This is a genomic window from Citrobacter sp. Cpo074 (genome assembly GCF_030332745.1).
Classification (GTDB): domain Bacteria; phylum Pseudomonadota; class Gammaproteobacteria; order Enterobacterales; family Enterobacteriaceae; genus Citrobacter; species Citrobacter portucalensis.
Genome location: NZ_JAOWHG010000038.1, coordinates 93,528 through 114,444 on the forward strand (window position 1 = coordinate 93,528; position 20,917 = coordinate 114,444).

General features: G+C 48.9%; 18 protein-coding genes. 5 read left to right on the top strand and 13 right to left on the bottom strand.

What is annotated here, in order from left to right:
• Window positions 1-78 precede the first annotated feature (78 nt).
• Entirely contained in the window at window positions 79-1,017 is a 939-nt protein-coding gene (locus OGX83_RS22170; RefSeq protein WP_286589189.1) for a glucosamine inositolphosphorylceramide transferase family protein, read from the top strand.
• Window positions 1,018-1,069: 52 nt separating this feature from the next.
• Entirely contained in the window at window positions 1,070-2,086 is a 1,017-nt protein-coding gene (galE, locus tag OGX83_RS22175) for a UDP-glucose 4-epimerase GalE (RefSeq protein ID WP_286589191.1), read from the top strand.
• A gap of 46 nt (window positions 2,087-2,132) precedes the next feature.
• Here galE and OGX83_RS22180 read toward each other — a convergent pair whose 3' ends face one another.
• The 13 genes from OGX83_RS22180 to tctD all read right to left on the bottom strand — a co-directional run bounded on the left by OGX83_RS22180 (window position 2,133) and on the right by tctD (window position 17,785).
• Window positions 2,133-3,524 (bottom strand): DUF4832 domain-containing protein, encoded by a 1,392-nt coding sequence (locus tag OGX83_RS22180; protein WP_286589193.1) that lies wholly within the window; start codon window positions 3,522-3,524, stop codon window positions 2,133-2,135.
• A gap of 31 nt (window positions 3,525-3,555) precedes the next feature.
• On the bottom strand, window positions 3,556-3,963 hold the full coding sequence (locus tag OGX83_RS22185) for a hypothetical protein (protein WP_003826052.1): 408 nt from the start codon (window positions 3,961-3,963) through the stop codon (window positions 3,556-3,558).
• A 2-nt stretch (window positions 3,964-3,965) separates the two neighbouring features.
• Window positions 3,966-5,078: a glycosyltransferase family 4 protein gene (locus tag OGX83_RS22190; RefSeq protein ID WP_048215718.1), complete on the bottom strand. Its 1,113-nt coding sequence runs from the start codon at window positions 5,076-5,078 to the stop codon at window positions 3,966-3,968.
• Between the two features lies 1 nt (window position 5,079).
• On the bottom strand, window positions 5,080-6,291 hold the full coding sequence (locus tag OGX83_RS22195) for a glycosyltransferase family 4 protein (RefSeq protein WP_286589195.1): 1,212 nt from the start codon (window positions 6,289-6,291) through the stop codon (window positions 5,080-5,082).
• Between the two features lie 14 nt (window positions 6,292-6,305).
• Window positions 6,306-7,295, bottom strand: coding sequence for a glycosyltransferase family 2 protein (locus OGX83_RS22200; RefSeq protein WP_008785586.1), 990 nt, complete (start codon window positions 7,293-7,295; stop codon window positions 6,306-6,308).
• Between the two features lie 4 nt (window positions 7,296-7,299).
• Window positions 7,300-8,670 (bottom strand): hypothetical protein, encoded by a 1,371-nt coding sequence (locus tag OGX83_RS22205; protein ID WP_008785587.1) that lies wholly within the window; start codon window positions 8,668-8,670, stop codon window positions 7,300-7,302.
• Window positions 8,667-9,878: a lipopolysaccharide biosynthesis protein gene (locus tag OGX83_RS22210; RefSeq protein ID WP_286589197.1), complete on the bottom strand. Its 1,212-nt coding sequence runs from the start codon at window positions 9,876-9,878 to the stop codon at window positions 8,667-8,669. Before OGX83_RS22210 ends, OGX83_RS22205 begins: the two co-directional genes overlap by 4 nt.
• Entirely contained in the window at window positions 9,875-12,004 is a 2,130-nt protein-coding gene (locus OGX83_RS22215; protein ID WP_286589199.1) for a GumC family protein, read from the bottom strand. The genes OGX83_RS22210 and OGX83_RS22215 overlap by 4 nt, the downstream gene beginning before the upstream one ends.
• A 2-nt stretch (window positions 12,005-12,006) precedes the next feature.
• A complete protein-coding gene (locus OGX83_RS22220; RefSeq protein ID WP_003826038.1) occupies window positions 12,007-12,564 on the bottom strand; it encodes a polysaccharide biosynthesis/export family protein in 558 nt (185 codons plus the stop codon).
• Between the two features lies 1 nt (window position 12,565).
• Window positions 12,566-13,852: an outer membrane beta-barrel protein gene (locus tag OGX83_RS22225; RefSeq protein ID WP_286589201.1), complete on the bottom strand. Its 1,287-nt coding sequence runs from the start codon at window positions 13,850-13,852 to the stop codon at window positions 12,566-12,568.
• Window positions 13,842-15,257 carry an undecaprenyl-phosphate glucose phosphotransferase gene (locus tag OGX83_RS22230; protein WP_008785590.1) on the bottom strand — a complete coding sequence of 472 codons (1,416 nt, stop codon included), beginning with the start codon at window positions 15,255-15,257 and terminating at the stop codon, window positions 13,842-13,844. The genes OGX83_RS22225 and OGX83_RS22230 overlap by 11 nt, the downstream gene beginning before the upstream one ends.
• Window positions 15,258-15,711: 454 nt before the next feature.
• Window positions 15,712-17,124, bottom strand: a complete 1,413-nt coding sequence (locus OGX83_RS22235; protein ID WP_032944678.1) for a sensor histidine kinase — start codon at window positions 17,122-17,124, stop codon at window positions 15,712-15,714.
• Window positions 17,111-17,785: a transcriptional regulator TctD gene (tctD, locus tag OGX83_RS22240; protein ID WP_003826032.1), complete on the bottom strand. Its 675-nt coding sequence runs from the start codon at window positions 17,783-17,785 to the stop codon at window positions 17,111-17,113. Before tctD ends, OGX83_RS22235 begins: the two co-directional genes overlap by 14 nt.
• 153 nt (window positions 17,786-17,938) lie before the next feature.
• Between tctD and OGX83_RS22245 the strand changes: the two genes are divergently transcribed.
• The 3 genes from OGX83_RS22245 to OGX83_RS22255 are packed head-to-tail and all read left to right on the top strand — an operon-like array spanning window position 17,939 to window position 20,890.
• Window positions 17,939-18,916, top strand: a complete 978-nt coding sequence (locus tag OGX83_RS22245; protein WP_008785593.1) for a Bug family tripartite tricarboxylate transporter substrate binding protein — start codon at window positions 17,939-17,941, stop codon at window positions 18,914-18,916.
• A 14-nt stretch (window positions 18,917-18,930) separates the two neighbouring features.
• A complete protein-coding gene (locus OGX83_RS22250) occupies window positions 18,931-19,365 on the top strand; it encodes a tripartite tricarboxylate transporter TctB family protein (protein WP_095533105.1) in 435 nt (144 codons plus the stop codon).
• A 10-nt stretch (window positions 19,366-19,375) separates the two neighbouring features.
• Entirely contained in the window at window positions 19,376-20,890 is a 1,515-nt protein-coding gene (locus tag OGX83_RS22255) for a tripartite tricarboxylate transporter permease (protein ID WP_003826025.1), read from the top strand.
• Window positions 20,891-20,917: the final 27 nt, after the last annotated feature.

Below are 20,917 nucleotides of genomic sequence, written 5' to 3' on the forward strand. Positions count from 1 at the left end.
ACATTGCGACAGGCTCATTCACTGAGTCGCAAACAGCTGTTCATACATGGTGCAGGCGATAAAAAGGAGCAGGTGCAGATGCAAACAAAAATAAAAAGAATAATGGATAAGTTATTTTATCATGAGTCGTGGGACATCATGCTTATTAAGCATAATGGTACACACTCATTCCCCGACAACACTCTGGAGATATTAAGCAAATCCACTGCGCAGCAGTTAAAAAAGAAATATACATTTCAGGCCGATCCTTTTCTGATTGAAAAAGACGATAAACTGTATGTTTTCTATGAAGCTCTTAGCTTTCGCAACTCAAAAGGCACGCTACGATGTCGCGTTCTTGACCGTGAACTGGTTGAACTTGAAGATATTAGGCTTGAAGGCTTTGACGACTTAAAGTGTCATTTGTCATTCCCTTATCTGATACATATCAACGATCAACTGTTCATGATCCCCGAGTCTTCAGAAAGAAAAGAGGTAATACTGTTTCAGTCAATTGAGTTCCCTGCACGCTGGAAGCAAGTTAAAGTTTTAATCTCTGATACCAAATTAACCGACAACGTATTTATCTCAATTAATGAAACCTGTTATCTGTTGTCCACCACGATGGATAACGAAATAATTATTCATTCAGCAGATCATATTTATGGACAATGGCAGCGGATTACCCCCTCATTGAAGGTGAGCAATCCTCATCATCGAGGCGCAGGAGCCTCCTATCATGTCGAAAATAAAATGTACTTCCTTACTCAGGAGTGCACGCCGGAAACTTATGGTAAATCAATCTATATCAAAGAATTAGTGACACTAAACGACGCTAATTTTGCTGAGAATCTGATCGAACAAATCAATTCGTCGATCAACCACAGTGACGGCGTCCACACGCTGAACTTCTCAAATAACTATATTGTTTATGATACAAAAATAAACAAATTCAGCTTTTTATCTATACTTAAAAAAATATCTTATAAATGCATGGTGAGGTATCGCAACTATTACCTTACCAAACGTAACCAATAACGCGTTCTCTATGGTACTGGCGTGAATCAATCCCCGTTTATCTGGAGTCTGTATGGCAATTCTTGTCACTGGTGGTGCAGGTTATATTGGTTCACATACTGTGTTAACGCTACTGGAAAGAGGCGATGATGTCGTAGTCATCGATAATCTGGCGAACGCCAGCAGAATCTCGCTGGACAGGGTCGCAGAACTCACCGGAAGAGAGCCCATTGTCTATATCGCCGATGTTCTCGACAGGCAGGCATTAAAAAACATTTTCGCCGACCATAACATCACCGATGTCATTCATTTTGCGGGACTCAAATCGGTTTCAGAGTCGATAAAAGAGCCCCTCGCCTACTATGAAAACAACGTTACCGGAACGCTGGTTTTACTGGATGAGATGCTGGCCGCTGGCGTTAATCGTTTCATTTTTAGCTCATCTGCCACGGTATATGGTAATCCAGAAAGCGTGCCGCTGAGCGAGCAATCACCTACGGGCGGCACCACCAATCCGTACGGCACGTCTAAGTTGATGGTCGAACAAATTCTGGCCGATTTGTCACGTGCACAACCCGATTTTCGCATTACCTGCCTGCGCTATTTCAACCCGGTTGGCGCCCATCCATCAGGTCGGATTGGTGAAGATCCTAACGGTATCCCTAATAACCTGGTTCCGTATATCTCCCAGGTCGCGATTGGTAAGCTGGAAACCGTGTCGGTGTACGGTAATGATTATCCAACCCCTGATGGTACCGGTGTGCGTGATTATATTCACGTCATGGATCTGGCGACCGGTCATTTAGCCGCGCTGGATTGCCAGAACAAAGGCGCGGCTTACAAAGTGATTAATCTCGGTACCGGTGTTGGTTATTCCGTGATTAATCTGATTGAGGCGTTTGAAAAAGCGGCGCAGACAAAAATAAACTATCAGTTTGTCGCCAGAAGACCCGGAGATATTGCCGAATGTTGGTCTGACCCATCGCTGGCATACAAAGAGCTAGGTTGGAAGGCCATCTACAACCTTGATGAAATGATGCGTGACACCTGGAACTGGCAAAAAAATAACCCGAATGGGTATCAAATTTAATGTTCTCAGCAGCGAGCCTGACCGTCAGGCTCGCTGCTGTGTCTGACTAGCGTACCGTTATTGTTGACACCCGGTACCAGCCGCTGCTCTGTTTCCCTTCATTGGCAAAGTTAATTCTCGCCGCACCCGACTTATCCAGCATCGCAACCTCAATCGCGTATTGCCCTTTCGCCAGTCGGCCTGGCATAGATAACGCATAACTGACCTGATACTTACCGGGGAGCCAGCGGCGAATATCCTCCGCGGAATTCCCCTGTGCCACCACCTTATTGGCGCTGTCTACGACCCGGAATGCCAGCATGTATGGCAGATAAATCGGTGCGATACCCTCATTGTACCAGGTACTGTTTAATGTCAGCGTTTGTCCGCTGTCCCACACAGACTCATGGCTCAGGGACGCAAGGCGAAATCGATAGCCCAATTTGGTCAGCGCATTGTCGACAATCGGTCGATAGTCGCTGGGTATCGTTCTCGATTTCAGGTTAATGGTACTGGCGTGCTGCTTGACCGCCCAGTCAAAAATCCCCTGCACTTCAGCACGTGTATAGTGAAAGGTGTTCTTCCAGTCCTGCATATACGAGCAGATCTCCAGACTCACCGGCGCACGTTTCCAGGCATCGTTAAACCCTGAATAACTCTGCGGCGCAGCCAGCAATCGCTGGGGGTAATCATCAGCCATATGGTTCCAGGAGTCCGAAAATACGCGCAGGTCCCCCCAACAGTCCGCACGCCACCCAGCCCCACGCGCCACCGCATTCGCCAGACTTTGACCGCCGCTTATCAGCATGGTTTTTGGCGTCACCGGAAAAGCAGAAAAGTGCATCGCGACGTAGCGATCCAGTTGCGCCGTGGTGTATCGCTCCAGTAATGGCTTCAGGTTCGGGAAGTTGCTGTTATGCCATTCTCCCCACGATCCCACCATGCCAATATCAACAAACGCGAGATTCTCATTACCATCGTAGCGCTTACCAAATGCGTTCAACAGACGCTGGCTGTATTCAATAAACAGAGGATCGTCTAAATCCGGGGCAAATGTCTTTTTATCCGGCGTCCAGGTTCCTTTCACGCCTTTTTTAATCAGCCAGTCAGGTATTTGCGAACCGCTTTCCGGCTCTGCCAGAGCCATAAATCGTAGCCCGACATTCATCGCAGGGCGATGTGCCGCCGCGTATTTGAAGGCATCATCCACCAACGCAAAATTGTACTGGCCTTCGACTGGCTCCAGGTCCCGCCAGTAAAAACGCTCGTATTCAAATCCGGTATTGGGATAGTCCGCCAGCCCCAGCGTTTCACCGTATCCCTGATGAAAACTTGCCACGCCAATCCCCGGATTGGTTAACGGGCCCGTCAATGCTTTGGGGGTAACGGTCGTCAATGCGGCCATAACCGTTAGCGGGAAAAACATGCACAACAACGCACAAACCCATTTACGCTTCATCGCAATGACGTCCTCCACCAATTTGTTAACGCTAGCGGTCTTTCAGGCTTAACCACCAGTCCCAGATACCTACGTGAAAATTTTGGAACACATCAATACCTAACGCGGATTTGATCATATACAGCGTCAGCAATATGCAGCAGGTGACGAATAGCACGGCAATCAGCAGCAAAAAAGTGAGCAACATTCTCGACAGGGTTGATTCCTGGCGATGCTGGCGGCGTAAATCTCTGCCAAACAAAAAAACCAGATAATAGCGCTTACTGAAAAAAGGAAAGCTTCTGCGAATATCGATCTGATGCCGCGAAGTCAGGGTTGTAGCAAGGAGCGCTTTTTCCACCCCTTCTTTTTGTTCAGGGGTCAATTCCTCCGCTATCCGCTCATCAAGGTGAGCGTAAAACCGTTCGATGGCAGGAGGACGATTTTGAGGACTGGTCAAAATTAACCTATATCTTTATCAATGGAGTGGTAGACGTTAACCGTCTTTTTGGCGATTTCATGCCAATTGTAGTTTTGCAAATATACACCATAGTCCACGCTATTTGCTGTTGCCCCTTGGCCTAATTTTTCAGCCAGACCGGTTACATCTCCCACCTTAAAATAGGCCTCGGCGGGCAGTTGAACTTCAAGGTTAGCCGGAATATCACTGACGACGGCCGGAAGAGAAAATGACATTGCCTCCAGCAGCGCAATAGGCAATCCTTCATGGTATGAGGGCATCACAAACAATTTAGCCTGCGAAAACACCGCCTGAAGTTCGTCACCACGTAAAAAACCAGTCATCACAACACCTGGCGTGTCGGCGGCAAGCTTTTTGAGGCGCACGCTGTATTCGGTCGGATGATCCGCATCGCCAATTAACACTAACGGTATGGTCAAACCGCTGTGTTGATAAGCGGCGATGGCATCATGCATTCCTTTTTCTTCCACAAACCGCCCAACCACCACGAGGTAGTTTTTCGGCTGCAGCCCAAAGCGGGAGAGCGTATTGTCGATGGTGAGCTGTGATAATAACCGCGGCTCGTTCACGCCATTGTGAATTAAATGCGCATCATAGCGACCGTGTTTTTTCTGGATCAGTTGATTAATAACGTCAGAAATCACAATCACCTCGTTGGCATATCTCACCGCCCAACGCTCACCCAGCAACAATATTTTTTTGGCTACAAATCCCCATTTCTGGCGATCGTAATCGGGCCCGTGGTGGGTAAAAACCACCTTCTTACCCATCACGCGTAAGAGTGGGATCACAAGGCCAGGGCCGATAGCATGGACATGCACAATATCCGAATGGTCGATACGTGTCCTAAACGCCGCTATAACGGAATGGACAATAGCTTCCAGCGAGCGCTTTTTGGGTGCCCACAGCGCGTAGGTTTCGACTTTTTTATATACCGATCGTTTGTAATTTACATATGGCGAGCGAGCAATCACGCAAATATCCACGTCGAACTGCTGTTTAATGGCAGGATAAAGATTCTGACAGTGTGTCTCCACACCGCCCAATACATCGGGAATACCACGCGTTCCAAAAACCGTTATTTTTTTACTCATACTATGGCCTGCTCAGCAGTTCTTTATACAGCGCCTGGAGGGTATCCATATGTTTACTCAGCGCATATTTTTCACTCAACCGCGCACGACCAAGTAAGCCCATGACCCGCGCTTTCTCTGGCGAGTCGGCCAGGGCATCCATCGCATTGGCTAACTCCTGCGCATTGCCCGGTTCGAATAAAATCCCTTCGATACTGTCACGAATTTGTTCCGGTATACCGCCAATGCGCGACCCGATAACTGGCTTGCCTAAGGACATCGCCTCTAATATCGCCATTGAACAGTTTTCATAGCATTCTGAAGGCAGGATCACCGCTCGCGCATGCTTAATAAGCTTATCGAGCGCCTCCCCTTGTTGCACATAACCTAAAAACTCAACATCAGTGTATTTGGCGGCTAATTCATCATGCAACGGACCGTGCCCTACAACTTTCAGCGGCGCTTTGTTCTGCATTTTTTTATGCGCTGCCAACAACGTTGCCACGCCCTTTTCACGGCTCAGACGGCCAAAGTACAGCATATAGCCCTCATCGCTCACTTCAGCCAGGGGACGGCTGTCATCAACGCCATTGACGATGACATCAATGCGCGAATTTGGCAGCGTGCGCAGCAAGACACCGCGTAAAAAAACGCTTGGTGAAACAATCACATCCAGTGCCTGATAGTTTTGTGCAATGTACTGCCAGGTTGCCTCCAGGGAGAGCAGTAAACTTTTTGAGGCTGAACCTTCCTGACAACGATACCTGAAGGCATTAAAAACCGTTCCGGTGATACAGGAATCACACACCTTGCCGTCGCGCAGCATGGAATAGGCGGGACAGACTATCTTATAGTCATGCGCAGTCAGCACCGTTTTGCAGCCAAAATTGCGCGCAACTTTAATCAACGCTGGTGTTAACTGATGGTAGATGTTGTGAAAATGGACGATATCCGGGCGCTCTATTTCTAATAGCGCCAGCATTTTTTTGCAGGCCTGCGAATTATGAATAAAGTTAACCGCCGTTTTGATACCACCCAGCAGATTGCTCGCTTTGTGGTAGTCCACATTACTGACGAAATAATCCGTATAGTCCGAGGGGAAATTATTCTCATGCCGCATAGAGAAATCAATAACCTGCACTCCGGCCTGTTTCAGCATATCGCGCTCTTGAAAATAAACCGTTTCCGCGCCGCCTTTGATGAAAAAAAACTTGTTAACCAATAATACTTTCATGGCGCCTGCCCCGGTTATTCATGAATGATTTTACTGTTAGGCGGAGTCAGCGGATCGCGTACCGGATAAAAAATACCTTTGATCAGCCCCGCTGAGCGTACGATTAAATTAATAACGCTTTGCAGCCCATCTGTTAACGAGCGGTTTTGCACAATCTTCAACAAAGCAAACGCCAGTAATGGTAGAAGCGCAACGGCAAACACATTGATATTTAAACTGAGCATCGCCACAAATAAGAGAATAAGGTAGAGCGCAAATACCGCCTCATTCTTCACGATGTTGAATGACTGGGAAAACCAGGGTTTCCCCCAACTACAACGCAAAAGCTCACCTGGCGCCTGGTAATAACCACTGGTCCAGCGCCGCGCCAGCATCTTAAACGTCGGCAGCGTATGTGACGTATGGCTGAAGTAAGGAATATCCAGACGCCGCAGTTTATAGCCTGCTTCGATTAAACGCAGGCCCAGTTCAGCCTCTTCATACGCGTGCAAATTACGGTTAGTCAGATAACCAATTTTTTCAATTGCCGACCGACGATACAGCCCACCGCCACCCAGATGATCGCTATCCCCGAGTGGATAGATTTTATTAATGCGTTGCTTACGCGATTTAAATTCATAGTTTACGGCATCATCCATTTCAACGGTTCCCGCAACGCCTGCATATTCTGGTTCGGCCTGCAAAAACGCGACGGCCTGATCCACAAAGCCCTCCTCCAGCTCCATATCGCCGTCCATCAACAACAGATATTCCCCTTCACTATACAGATAACCTAACTGGTGCCCGACGCCACAGCAGCGATCGCCAGGGTCAGTTAAGGACACTACGGTCACCCCTTTATCGATCGCAAGCTGTTGGGTGTTATCCGTTGACAGACTATCTGCCACAATAATTTTGTGTGGATAATCAATAAGCTGCTTACGGATACTGTCAATCGTCTTCTCAATACATTTAGATTCATTGAGTGTTTTAATACTCACTGAAATAAACGGTTTTTGGTCCATACAATTACCCTACGCAGCGAAGGACGGTTCGACGAATCACTAAACTTGATCCTAGTGATAAATAGAACAGGAATTGTAACATCGGTGTAATCATCAGTATCTGGCTGTAAGGTAAGCTAATTAAGCAACTGATAGCAAAAGCGTTAAACGCCGGTGCAAAGCTCAATAACTGGAGATCCTGCTGGTCCAGTTGTTCAAGCGTCAGTAATGGCTTTGGCTGACAAACTTTCAGGATATAAATGAATAAGCTAATAAAGAGCAACGTGCCGATCACCCCCACTTCCCACAGCAGCATACTTAGGGAAGTCGAGTCGAGAATTAAGTTGTAGATAATATTCAAAAAGCCCGGCGACACCGTACTACCACTGTTAGTGGCATTGAGTCCGTAGCCAAATAACGTTCCTGAAAGCCCCCACAGATCGTTATTTTTCAACCAGAACAGGAACGTCGTAAAGCGCCCTAACTCACCGGTAGACATAATGTAGTTCGGATCAAAGATATAGCTTAAGGAGTCGATAAAAATACTTAACGAGCTTTTCGACGGATCGCCGCCGAACGCCGTAGAATAATAGTATGCGAGGATCACAATCGACAGGCTAATAAGCAACAGCATTCCCGCCACAATAACTAACAACGTCTTCAGATTGACCTTACTAACGTCTTTGACGTAGCTCGGTGAAAGCCACACCCACGCCAGGAATATAGGCGATAGCAGGATGACAAACTTCACTTCACCAATGATGCATAACCCGATACCGAGAACAATATGCAGCGCCATGGACTTGAACGTGGTGAGCCCATGCTTATATTCGGAGACTTTTAACAACATAATTAACAGGCAAAACAGGCCCATTGCGGCAGTATTCCCGCCCCCCATTGGGTCACCGCCAAACGTGCCAACCACGGAGTCCCATTTCTCATCTTCGCCGCGCACCGCAACGCGCTGGGGAACGACCAGTAAAACCTGATAAATCATTACCGGAATCTGCGCGTAAAACACCCAATACAGATAGCGCGTTGCGCGGTAAATCTGTGATTCCCTGCAAAAGCCCAGCAGCAAACAGATCATCACCAGCGACAGCGCAATTTCGTTTTTAAATGCCACAATCGCGACTGTGATCCCGCCCTGAATCAGCGTCGATGCTCCAGCCAGCACCAGAAACGAAAAGTACAACGCCAGGACAATCGTCTCCTGGGCATCCAGATGTAAGGAGCCATCACGCGTCTGCATCACCAATAATCCCACCATCAACAGGGTCAGGAAAAAAGGTATCCACAGCACTGACTGCATGCCGGTAAAGTATTGCACCAGGCCACACAGGATCAGCGTGACAAAGGTATAAACCTGTAAATAGTATCCGGTATTCAGCGTCATAGTATCACCGGCTTGTCTTTCAGGAGATTGGCTCGCTTATTCATTTTCAGATAAATGAAGGCGTAGCGAATAAATGTCAGTGAAGAAAACAAGATGACCGACGTTGCATAATCTTTATAAAAATAGGGCGTCACAACAAAAGCGAAGAGTACAATCGCCAGCTGTTCCAGTTGGATACGCAGAAAATAGCGATGGGAACCAAAAATAAGCTCTATCACCGTCAGAGGGCTTATCGCCAGCGCCGGGAATAAATAGGGCAACATGTAGCGTGACGTCTCAATGGAGTTTATCCAGTCTTCGCTAAAGCCGAGGCGCATCACAATCGGATAGAAAATAAAAACCCCAAGGGTACAGATAACCCCTAGTACCAGCAATAGCATACGTACCCTGGTATACTCCTGATAGTTGAAGGTATTATTTCTGAAGTCGATAGACCATTTGGAAAAAATAGTATTGCGCACCGCATTCCCGATGATCACCACCGGCGCCAGGCAAAAGCGGCTAACCACGGAAAAATAACCCGCCGTCAGCGCCGAGAACCAAAAGTTAATCAGCATAATAGGCAAATTGCTGCTGGCCATCGCCAGCACTTCCGCGCTGCCCACTTTGGTAATGTGATGAATATTCTGTTTGAAAAAATGCCAATTACTGGCGGGTCGCAGATGTCTGGCCGCCACCGAACGAATATCAAACGAATGCAAAATACAGCTTATGGTCAGCACCATCGTCGCGCAGGCCCACGACCAATAAAACAGCTGTACATGGTGCGTAACCAGAACCGAAAGTAATACCACCACAGAGACAGAAATACGCTGGAAAATCAGAAAACGAAAGTTGGCCGTGCGTAGCGACAGGTTTTCCGAGATTAAAACCCACGCCGTTGCCAGCGTCAGTAAATAGAGGAACAGAATGTTCTGGTGAAACAGCCACGCGGTCAGCACTGCGTACGGTAAGGCAATGATCGTGCTTTGTATTAAGCAAAACACGACATTCTGCACCAGTTCGTCATCCTGCTGTTTAGGAATTAACAGCTGTGATGCAAAGGTACACACCTGAGCGCCCACCACGGCGATGCTGTAGTTGAGCGCATAAAGCCCCACTTCAGCCATATCGTACTTGTGTGAAATAAACCAAATAGACAGTGCACCAATCAACTGCGAGATGACTGATGAACCGGCTATTGTGGAAGCGCTCTTCAGTAGACTCATACGCGGCCTGGCGTTGCCATCAGTTGATCGGTACTGAAATTCAGTGAACGCAGGCCCTCTTGCGTCTCAAGATCCTTTTCTTCAACTGCATTGAGCACCGCACCAATCACCACGCCGTTATTTTCCTCGATCTTATCCAGCGCGTTGGCGATTTGTCCCGCCGACCCCGCCCCGGCTTTCACAATGAAAATAACGCCATCGACGGCACGTTTGATCAGTTGAACATCCTGGCTCTGATTCACGGCAGCAACATCAATAATGATGCGCTGATAATGCGATTTCAACTCGCGCATTAAGAGTTCAACATGCTCCGAAGACAGCATCAGTAAAGATGAGATGGTGTTCTTGCCGTGTGGAATAAAGTCGAGATTATCACTGAGTTTGATCCTCGCCTGTTCAAGCTCTGTCTCCCCGCGCAGCAGTTCCGCTAAGCCTGCGGATGTAGCTGACGCCAGCTCGGATGTGAGCCCACCAGTGTTAAAGAAATCTGCATCAATAAGCAGTGTTTTCTGGTCGAAACTGAAAGAGTTCGCTAACAGATTCGCCAACAAAGAACGCCCATCGCCGTGCTCCGCCGACGCCAAAGCGAGCGTCTGTAAAGGTCGATTATCCAGCATAATCCGGGTACGGATACCGTGCACAATATCGGCATTAAGCGGGTTCTTCATGATCATATCCCGCACCTGTGCGCGCCCTGAGGTTCCGCTAAAACGACGAATTTCACCCAGCGGAACAACATTGAGCCGTTTTTTCATGCGAGTAAGGGTACCGATTGAGTTATCCATTGCCGCTTTGACAATGAAATACATGATGCTGAACACCACCACCAGCATGACCACCATCAGCAACAATAAAGATTTATTCGGTTTCGCCGGTTTTAACGCGGGTACCGCAGGGTCGTATAACACCGCATCGGCATTCACGCCGGACAGCGACAGCTCCTGAGTACGTTGATAAAGCGATTTATACAGGTCTTCCATTTTATCTAACGACAGCTTTTGACTGTTCCAGGCATCCCGTTTTGACGCCATTTTCTGGAAGATCTCTTTCTGCTCAATCACTTGCTGTTGATAGTTTTTTTCGTCCGCCAGCGCCGCCAGATATTGCTGACGTAAACCGACTTTCAGCTCGCCCAATACCCGCCCGGTCTGGCTTTGGATCGACTGAACATCGGCTTCTGCTTTTAAAATGGCGGGATTTTTTGGCCCATAGACTTTACGCTGTTCGGACAACGTTCGTTGCGCCTGAATCAACGCGATGCGCAAATCCTGGATCTGAGCGTGGTTAGAGACCGAAGGCAGCGAGATAACGCTCTCAAGGGACTTACCTCCCCCGTTCACCTCGTTATAGACGGATTCAGCGGCAACCCGACGCTGGGTCGCATCGGCCAGGCGATTAGTTACGATACTTAACTGCTCGGTTTCAAAACCATCGATACCGCGGAAGGTCAGCAGCCCGGCATTTTTCAGATAGCTGTCCATCTCGTCTTTTTGCTTAGCTATCGACTTCTGAATCTCTTCCATTTTTTCAAAATTCAGTTCGCGAGCTTTCTCCACCTTCAGACGTTTCTGCTCCACCGTATAGTTGATGAAAGCCTGCGCGACGCCGTTGGCAATATCAGCCGCAACCTGAGGCGAAGTTGATTCATAGGTAATGGAAGCCAGGTTCGTCGTGCGAATACCGATGACATTCAGGTTTTTCGATAACGTTTTCAGCGCTTGCTCCATTCTCAGTTGCCGACTTTCATTGCTATCAGCCCCCTGAGCACCGGCTTTTTCCCCGGTAAACTCCGGGTTTTCATCCAGCTTCATATCACGTACGGCTTGCTCCAGCACAATACGTGAATGCATCAACGCATATTGTGTTTCGTAGTAACCACTGCGCGTTGAATCGAAACCATCAACCTGTGGAAACGGAGAAACGTTATCAGCCTGCGCCTTAATCAGCACCGTCGCCGTTGAAACATACTTTGAAGACATCATGCTGATTAACGGATACGCGACGACCCCGGCAACGATACCGGCCAGCGCGATTTTCCAGGCGTTCTTTTTCAGCTCTTTGGCAAAGCGGGAGAATTCGACACTGCTTTCTCGTTTTTTGCCGTTTTCCACTATTGATAGTTTCATCGTCAGAAGAACCCCATGCCAATAATCACGACATCCCCAGGATGAACAGAGTGCGTTAAATCGACATTCTCAAGCAACTGATTGCTCCCTGACAGGCGAATGTTGATATCTTTTCGGTCAGCACGATCTGTAAATCCACCCGCCTGCGCAATAGATTTCTCGACGGTAAGCCCTGGCTCATAAGCGAAGCCATTTGGACTTTTTACCTCACCTGAAACATAGTATTTGCGGAACTCGGCAATACTCACCGTCACCATTGGAGATGTAAAATAATCTCCGGTCAGGCGTTGAGTTAATTCTTTAGTCACTTGATCAACGGTTTTATCTTGTAATTTAAGAGCACCAACAAACGGGAAATTAATTTCCCCGCTCTTATCCAAAATAAACCGCATCGTCATATCGGGTTGACCATGAACAGCGATATTGACCGTATCCCCCGCCCCAAGCCGGTAATCCTGCTGAACAGTAGCAGGATCGTCCATTAATCGCGGGCTGGACGCTGTGCATCCGACCAACAGGATACTGAATAGCAAAACCGCGCACAGTTCTATTATTTTCATTTTAGATCTGAACCTTAGCTTTAAGCATAATCATAGAATTATCATAACCCAACGTTCTAATGACTTCCTGATTGTCGTTGGGACCGATATAAAACGAGTCAGTATCCTTATTCGAATTTAATGTATCTATCTGATATTTAATCTCAAAATTAACCGACGGCGTGTAGTCATAGCTCATGGTGACGCTAAACACGCCATCTTTATCATGCCGATCCTTGTTCTGTTTTTTATAGTCTTCCGAAGTGAATGAGTAGTCCAATAAAGTAGAAAAACGAGTGCCTAACCAGAAATGCTGGTAAGAAAGGCCATACTGGGTCACTAAAATATATCCCCCAACTTCCGATGGGTCTTTAATGCTTTGCGCAGAGTGGGCCGTGAAAACAGACTGTTGTAACGGCTTCCACTCCGCTTTTATGTCCCAGTTTAGACCATTAAAATCATGCGAGTTTGCGTTGTTTTCAAATGTTTTATACAACCATGAAATATTCATGTCGACATTGGTTTTCCCCGTCAACTGCGACTTCAGGCCATACAGTAAATAATACTCATTAGTGTCTTTTTCTGAGTTGTTATCATAGCGACGCTGGTTAGTAATAAAGCTATAGCGAAAGCGCGTTCTGGATGAGTATTGGTCAAAAACTTCCGCTATCAAGCTATTTTCATGCCATTCCTGTTCCTGAATATAATTGTAGAAGTCCTCACTGCTGTCCCGAACATCAGAGGTGTTACCGAAAGTCAGTTTTTTGTATAACAACGCCAGTTCCGCTTTGCCGCGACCATCAGGCGCACCGTAGCTGTAGCGTAATTCACTATTGATAAAATTCGTCGTCAGCGGAGATTTAATCCCATACAGCTCGAACTGACTAGGTAAAAAACCCTCGGTGATGTCACGACCGCGGGATTCATGCCCAAGCGAATCCTCCAGATTGAGGGTTAAGCCATGCTTGAGCCCATACCGCCAGGTACCGTTAAAACGGAAAAAATGATCGTTGTAGTTATCAGCAGAATCGCTTGAGTAGTTACGATAATCCCCGGAGTACATCAGCAAATACTTATCCTGACCACGCTCTCCAATCATACTCAGAACGGGCGCCGCACTCTGAAACGAGGAACCGATAGCATCACTGCTATGTGGCTGATAAGACACGTTATCATTATAACCGTAGTCCACAGCGACCTTGCCCTGGAAGTCTATCCCCGCAAAGCCAATGTGTGATTTCGGTGTTAAATCAGCCCATGCGGACTGCGATATCACGATTCCGGTAATAACGAGTAATTTAGTATGCATTCTTACCGACAAATCCTTTGAAAATAGTTTTAATAATAATTTTTATATCCAGCCATAACGACCAGTTTTGAATGTACTCAATATCGTACTGAACCCTTTTTTCCATCTTATAAAGCGCATCGATCTCCCCGCGGAATCCGTTGATCTGCGCAAGCCCAGTGATCCCTGGCTTAACTTTATGGCGAATCATGTAATTTTCGACCTGTTTGCGGTACTGCTCATTATGCGTAACCGCATGAGGTCTGGGACCGACAATCGACATACTTCCCTGTAAAACGTTAATAAATTGAGGAAGTTCATCCAGCGAAGTGCGGCGCAAAAAGCTCCCGAATTTGGTTACCCGCGGATCGTTTTTAGTGGCCTGAATAACCGTATCGGAATTCTCCATGACGCGCATAGAACGAAACTTCCAGACCTTAATTTTTTGCCCACTCAAGCCATAGCGGTCCTGTTTGAAAAAAACCGGCCCACGGGACGTGAGTTTGATACCAATGGCAATAGCCAGCATCAGGGAGGAAATCATCACCATAATGATGCTGCCAAGAACCAAATCTTCCGCCCGCTTAATAAACGAGCCCGCCCCCTCAAAAGGTGAACTAAAGATACCGATAGTTTGCAGATTGTGGATGGAGCGTAACTTGGACATGTTGTTACTGTAGGTATAAAAGTCAGGGACAATATAGGTATCTACGGTGGTGTCTGACATCATGGCCAAAAAGTGACGAATGCGATGTAAAGCAACCATCGGTAAAGCAATATAGATTTCGTCTATGTTTCCCTTCTTGGCTTCCTCGACCAGATTGATCACCGGACCACGAAAGGGGCTTTTAACCTTATCAACGACATCGCCACAGCGAGATAAGGCGCGCTCATCATAAAAGGCCAGATCTAATGTGATATTGGCGTATTCATTCATTAGCGCGGTTTCTGCGGCCAGACCATTGTCGGTCAGACCAATAATCGCCACGCGTATACTCTTTTTCGTTGAATACTTAAAAATAAAAAAACGAATGTAGTAAAGAAAAGGTAATGGAATGAAGTACCAGTAAATAATGGCTGAATAAAAAGGGGAAGGCAGTCTGTCTAAGTAGCCCAGTGACTCAGGTTCAGCCACCGTCATACTGACCAGTTCGTTAAAAAAAATCGCCAGCAGCGTACAAAAAACCAAGCGCTTTTGATTACGTAAACCGATCGTCTTAATCTTTTGCTGGTACATTTTAATGTATTCAGCAAACAGCAAGAAAAAGATTGAGAAGAGAAGACTCAAAATGGCAATGGTGTTAAAGGGCACCAAACCCAGCAGATGGGCGCTAAAAATTAACGTCACATTGATAACAATGAAATCGACCAGTTTTAAAAAGACTGGATATCCTTGGCTGCTAATCTTTAGCGATTTTTTAAGCATATCTCAGCCCATTATTTATTGATCTTTAATTGTTTTTTTCTCATTTCATGTTGCTAATTATATCACAAGTCTAAAAAACGCAATGGTACATTGTCAGTAAATGTAAAAAATAATACTCATTACTGTGACAACACTCCCCAGTGAAATCGTATCTATATGATTTTAATGCAGATGACATCAATAGTAGTTTTATCTACCTCAGCAAAAAAGATAACCTTTAACAACATTTTCGCTATTGACAGATAACATCTCATGGTCTATGAAAAAGTGTTTTATGTATGATAAATTGCACAAAAATATTGTTTCAGTGACGTTGAATCACCTTAGAGTTGCTGTTTAATACCGTAATTAAAATAAAAACAGCTGCCTTACGACAACATTTTAAATGATATTAATAATACAATTAATTACTTTTTATTATAATTAAACAACAAATATCATCATCATGAATACCTCATACGGTAACGCTTAAAAAGCGTACCCGAACCCTCAGCCCACCTAATGTCTCACTACGCGTTAGCTGAGGATGCGTGCGATGCAGACGAGCAATATCATTGACCAGCGCCAGGCCGATCCCGGCGCCTGGGACATTGCCTACGTTATCAAGACGATGAAACGGTAGCAGAGCCTGATGAACCATCTGCTCATCTATGCCCGGCCCGCTATCTTCGACTACCAGCACCACGGCCTCTCCTTCTCGTTGCAGCCGGGCGGTCACCATCCCCTGCGACGGCGTGTATTTCAGTGCGTTATCCAGCAGATTCCCACACAGTTCACCGAGCAGCACTTCATCTCCCTCGACCCACACCGCGTCCTGTTCCCCTTCATAGCCCAGATCGATCCCTTTACTACGCGACTGCGCCAGTCGGGTAAAACAGCTGGTTTGCACCACCTCATACAGATTAACCGGCGAGAAATGCCTTTCCCCCTGCTCTTTGCGCTTCACCGCAGACAGCTGCAACAGCCTCTCCGTCAGTTGAATGGTATTATCGAGCGTGCTACTCATGGCTTGTAAACTCTCATACCATTGCCGCGGTTCGGCGCTGGCGAGAGCCACCGATGCCTGAGTTTTCAGTACCGCCAACGGCGTTTTGAGCTGATGGGAAGCATCCGCGCTGAAGCGCTCCTGACGAGAGATGAGACCGCGAAGTCGGTCCAGATAACGGTTGAATGCCACAATCAGCAGACGGGTTTCCGACCATGGCAGCAGCTCCGGCAGCGGCGTCAGCAGGCCTGGCTCACGACGCACCATCAGCGATGACAGCTGGCGCATCGGGCGTAGCACCCGGCGCAGCAGCCAGCCAACCAGCACCAGAGTCAGTAGCACCAGCAACCCTTGCGAAACCCACGAGGAAAACAGCAGCTGTCGCGCCAGATAACGCCGCGATTGCAGCGTTTCGGCAACATAAATCTCCGCCATGCCGACAATACCGCCTTCATTGACGGGCTGCAGAAGACGTGCCACGCGGATTGCCTCACCGCGATATTCGGTGTGATAAAACCATGCCAGCGCCGGGTAAAGACGCGTGCGCGAGGTGGCAGGCGGCATCGCCGGTAAATCGTCATAACCAGAGATAACCTTCCCCGCCGGATCAACCACTTTGTAATACAGTCGGTCGTTCATATTCAGTTCAAAGCTGTCCAGCACCACCCATGGCACGTTCACTTCCAGCTGTTTATTGCGCACCACCAGCCGCTCGGAGACGGTCCTGGCGGATGAGAGTAGTGTCCGGTCATACGCCTGGGTCGCCGCCTGTAGCGCACTGACATAGCTGTTAAATGCCGACAGGCCCCACAGCAACATTAGCGGCAGGCCCAGAAACATCAGCAGTTGCAGGTACAACGATTGGGGTTTAACCCACTTCATCGCTACGCTCCAGCACATAGCCCAGACCACGCAGCGTAGCAATACGCACATCGCTTCCCTGTAGCTTTTTACGTAAGCGATGGATATACAGCTCAATGCTTTCGGGACTAACCTCATCACTCAGGCTGAAGACCTGCTCAAACAACTGCTGACGTGAAACCGGCCGCAACCGACGGTACATCAGCACCGTCAACAGCGCCTGTTCACGTGGCGTGAGCGCCAACGGCTGCCCCTGCAACAGAAAATAGCCTTCATCGTGAAACGCCAGCTCCCCCAGTTGCTGTATGCCTTGCACCTGTCCCGCACTGCGACGCAGCAAGGCCCGCAGCCGGGCATCCAGTTCCTCGATTTCAAACGGCTTTGCCAGATAATCATCGGCTCCGACGTTCAACCCTTTCACCCTATCGGCCACCGCGCTACGCGCCGTCAGCAGCAGGACAGGAAGCGTCTGCCCGCGTTTGCGCAGCCGCTGAACGACTTCCAGGCCATCCAGACCGGGCATATTGATGTCCAGCACCGCCAGCGCATACGTTTCGCTATGTAAAAGATGGTCGGCTGCCAGGCCATCAAACACGCAGTCAACGGCAAAACCGTTTTGCACTAGCGCTTTCTCCAGCCAGTGAGCTAACTCACGGTTATCTTCCGCTAATAAGAGACGCATATCACATCCTGTAAAGTTTCTGCCGCATTGAAAGGGAATTGAAAGGTTAATGTTTTAACAATCACGCAACCGAACTGCTACACATCGGCTCACATAATCACAAAAATCTTCTTCCGTACCTGAAAATCCGGTTTTCCGGTGTGAGGATAAACAATGAAAAAACAGTTATTTCGTACCCTTACTGCAAGCATTTTACTGATGAGTACCTCTGTACTGGCGGAACAAGCGCCGTCGCGCACTGAATGTATCGCCCCTGCTAAACCCGGCGGTGGTTTCGATCTCACCTGTAAGCTGATTCAGGTGAGTTTGATGGAAACCGGCGCTATCGAAAAACCGATGCGCGTGACATACATGCCCGGCGGCGTTGGCGCTGTGGCCTATAACGCGATTGTTGCCCAACGCCCGGCTGAAGCAGGCACCGTGGTGGCCTTCTCCGGCGGCTCCTTGCTGAATCTGTCACAGGGCAAGTTTGGTCGCTACGGCGTGGATGATGTCCGCTGGCTGGCCAGTGTGGGTACCGATTACGGCATGATTGCCGTACGTCAGGACGCGCCATGGAAGACGCTGAAAGATCTGCTGACAGCCATGGAAAAAGATCCCAACAGCGTGGTCATTGGTGCTGGCGCCTCTATCGGTAGCCAGGACTGGATGAAGTCGGCGTTGCTGGCGCAAAAAGCCAATGTCGATCCGCACAAGATGCGCTACGTGGCCTTTGAAGGCGGTGGCGAACCGGTTACCGCATTGATGGGAAATCACGTACAGGTGGTTTCCGGCGATCTCAGTGAGATGGTGCCTTACCTCAGCGGCGACAAAATCCGCGTGCTCGCAGTGTTCTCTGATGAACGCCTGCCGGGCCAGTTAGCCAACGTACCAACCGCTAAAGAGCAGGGTTATGACCTCGTGTGGCCTATCATTCGTGGCTTCTACGTTGGGCCAAAAGTCAGCGACGCCGAGTATCAGTGGTGGGTTGATGCCTTTAACAAACTCCAGCAGACCGATGAGTTTAAAAAGCAGCGCGATCTGCGCGGTCTGTTTGAGTTCAACATGAGCGGTAAACAGCTCGACGACTACGTGAAAAAGCAGGTCACGGATTATCGTGAGCAGGCGAAAGCCTTCGGTCTGGCGAAGTAAACGCAGAGGCAAAGATGATGAGCGATCGTATTTTCGCAGGTATCTGGCTGTTGCTCTGCATAGCCGGGCTGTTCGTGGCCTGGCAAATCAGCAGCGAATACAGCTATGAACCCGTAGGGCCGCGTCCCTTCCCGCTTGGCATTATCAGTCTGATGCTGGTCTGCGCCGTGGCGCTGCTGTTGCGCCATCCGGACACCATCAGTTGGCCCCGTCGCCACGTGCTGCAAAAGCTGCTGACGATGGTGATTGTTCTGTTGATGTACGCCTGGGGTTTTGAGTGGCTCGGTTTTCCCATCGCCACCGCCATTCTCACCGTGGTGATTGGCATGCTGTTCGGCGCAACCATCCCGGCTGCGGGTATTTCCGGCGCGGTGCTCGGCATTCTGCTGTGGTTTGCCTTCGACCGACTGCTTGACGTCACCTTACCACTCGGCGCCTGGCTGGGTTAACGGAGAAACGATGGATACCTGGATTTATCTTTCTCAGGGTTTCGCGGTGGCAATGACGCCGGAAAACCTGGTCATCGCCTTGATAGGCTGTTTTGTCGGCACCATTGTGGGTTTGTTGCCTGGCCTTGGGCCGATCAACGGCGTGGCGATTCTGCTGCCGTTGGCCTTTGCGCTGCATCTGCCCGCAGAATCCGCGCTGATCCTGCTGGCTACAGTCTACATAGGCTGTGAATATGGCGGGCGCATCTCCTCCATTCTGCTGAATGTTCCTGGCGATGCGGCGGCGATTATGACCGCGCTGGATGGTTACCCGATGGCGCAGCAAGGACGCGGCGGCGTGGCGCTCTCTATCTCGGCGGTCAGCTCTTTCTTTGGTTCGCTTATCGCCATCGGGGGCATCATTCTGTTTGCCCCGGCGTTAGCCCAATGGTCGCTGGCCTTCGGTCCGGCGGAATACTTTGCCTTAATGGTTTTCGCCATTGCCTGTCTCGGCAGCATGATGGCGCAAAATCCGCTGAAATCATTTCTGGCAGCGCTTATCGGTCTCGGACTTGCGACCGTCGGCGTAGACGCCAACACCGGGGTTTATCGCTTTACTTTTGACAGTGTCCATCTCTCTGACGGTGTGCAGTTTATCGTGGTGGTGATTGGGCTGTTCTCTGTCTCTGAAATATTGTTAATGCTGGAACATACCAGCAGTGGCCAGACGCTGGTGCGTAAAACGGGCCGCATGTTGTTCAACGCCAAAGAAGGTGCACAGTGCGTAGGGGCCACCCTGCGTTCATCAGTGATTGGCTTTTTCGTCGGCGTTCTGCCTGGCGCTGGCGCCACCATTGCCAGTGCCATCACCTACATGACCGAGAAAAAGCTCAGCGGCAACAGCGACAGCTTTGGCAAGGGGGATATTCGTGGCGTAGCGGCGCCAGAAGCCGCCAATAACGCCTCGGCCTGCGGCTCTTTTATTCCGATGCTGACGCTCGGCGTGCCGGGCTCCGGTACCACGGCGGTGATGATGGGCGCGCTGACGCTGTACAACATCACCCCGGGGCCAGCCATGTTTACCGAGCAGCCGGATATCGTTTGGGGGCTGATTGCGGCGCTGCTAATTGCTAACGTAATGCTGCTGGTGATGAACATTCCGCTGATCGGTCTGTTTACCCGCATGCTGACCATCCCGCTGTGGTTTTTGGTACCGGCTATCGCGGCAGTTTCCGCGGTTGGCGTGTACGCCGTTCACAGCACCACCTTCGATTTGGTATTGATGGTCGCCCTCGGCGTGCTGGGCTACATCCTGCGTAAAATGCACTTCCCAATGTCGCCATTGATTCTGGGCTTCGTTCTCGGGGAAATGCTGGAGCAGAACCTGCGCCGGGCGTTGTCTATCAGTAACGGCAGTATGGATATTCTGTGGGCCAGCGGCGTGGCGAAAGTGCTGCTGGTGATGGCGGTACTGGTTATCGTGGTCCCGCCGGTGCTGCGCATGATCCGTAAACGCAACAGCAAACCGCAGGTGGATATCGGTTAATAATATGCCGGATGGCGGCGCTATTGC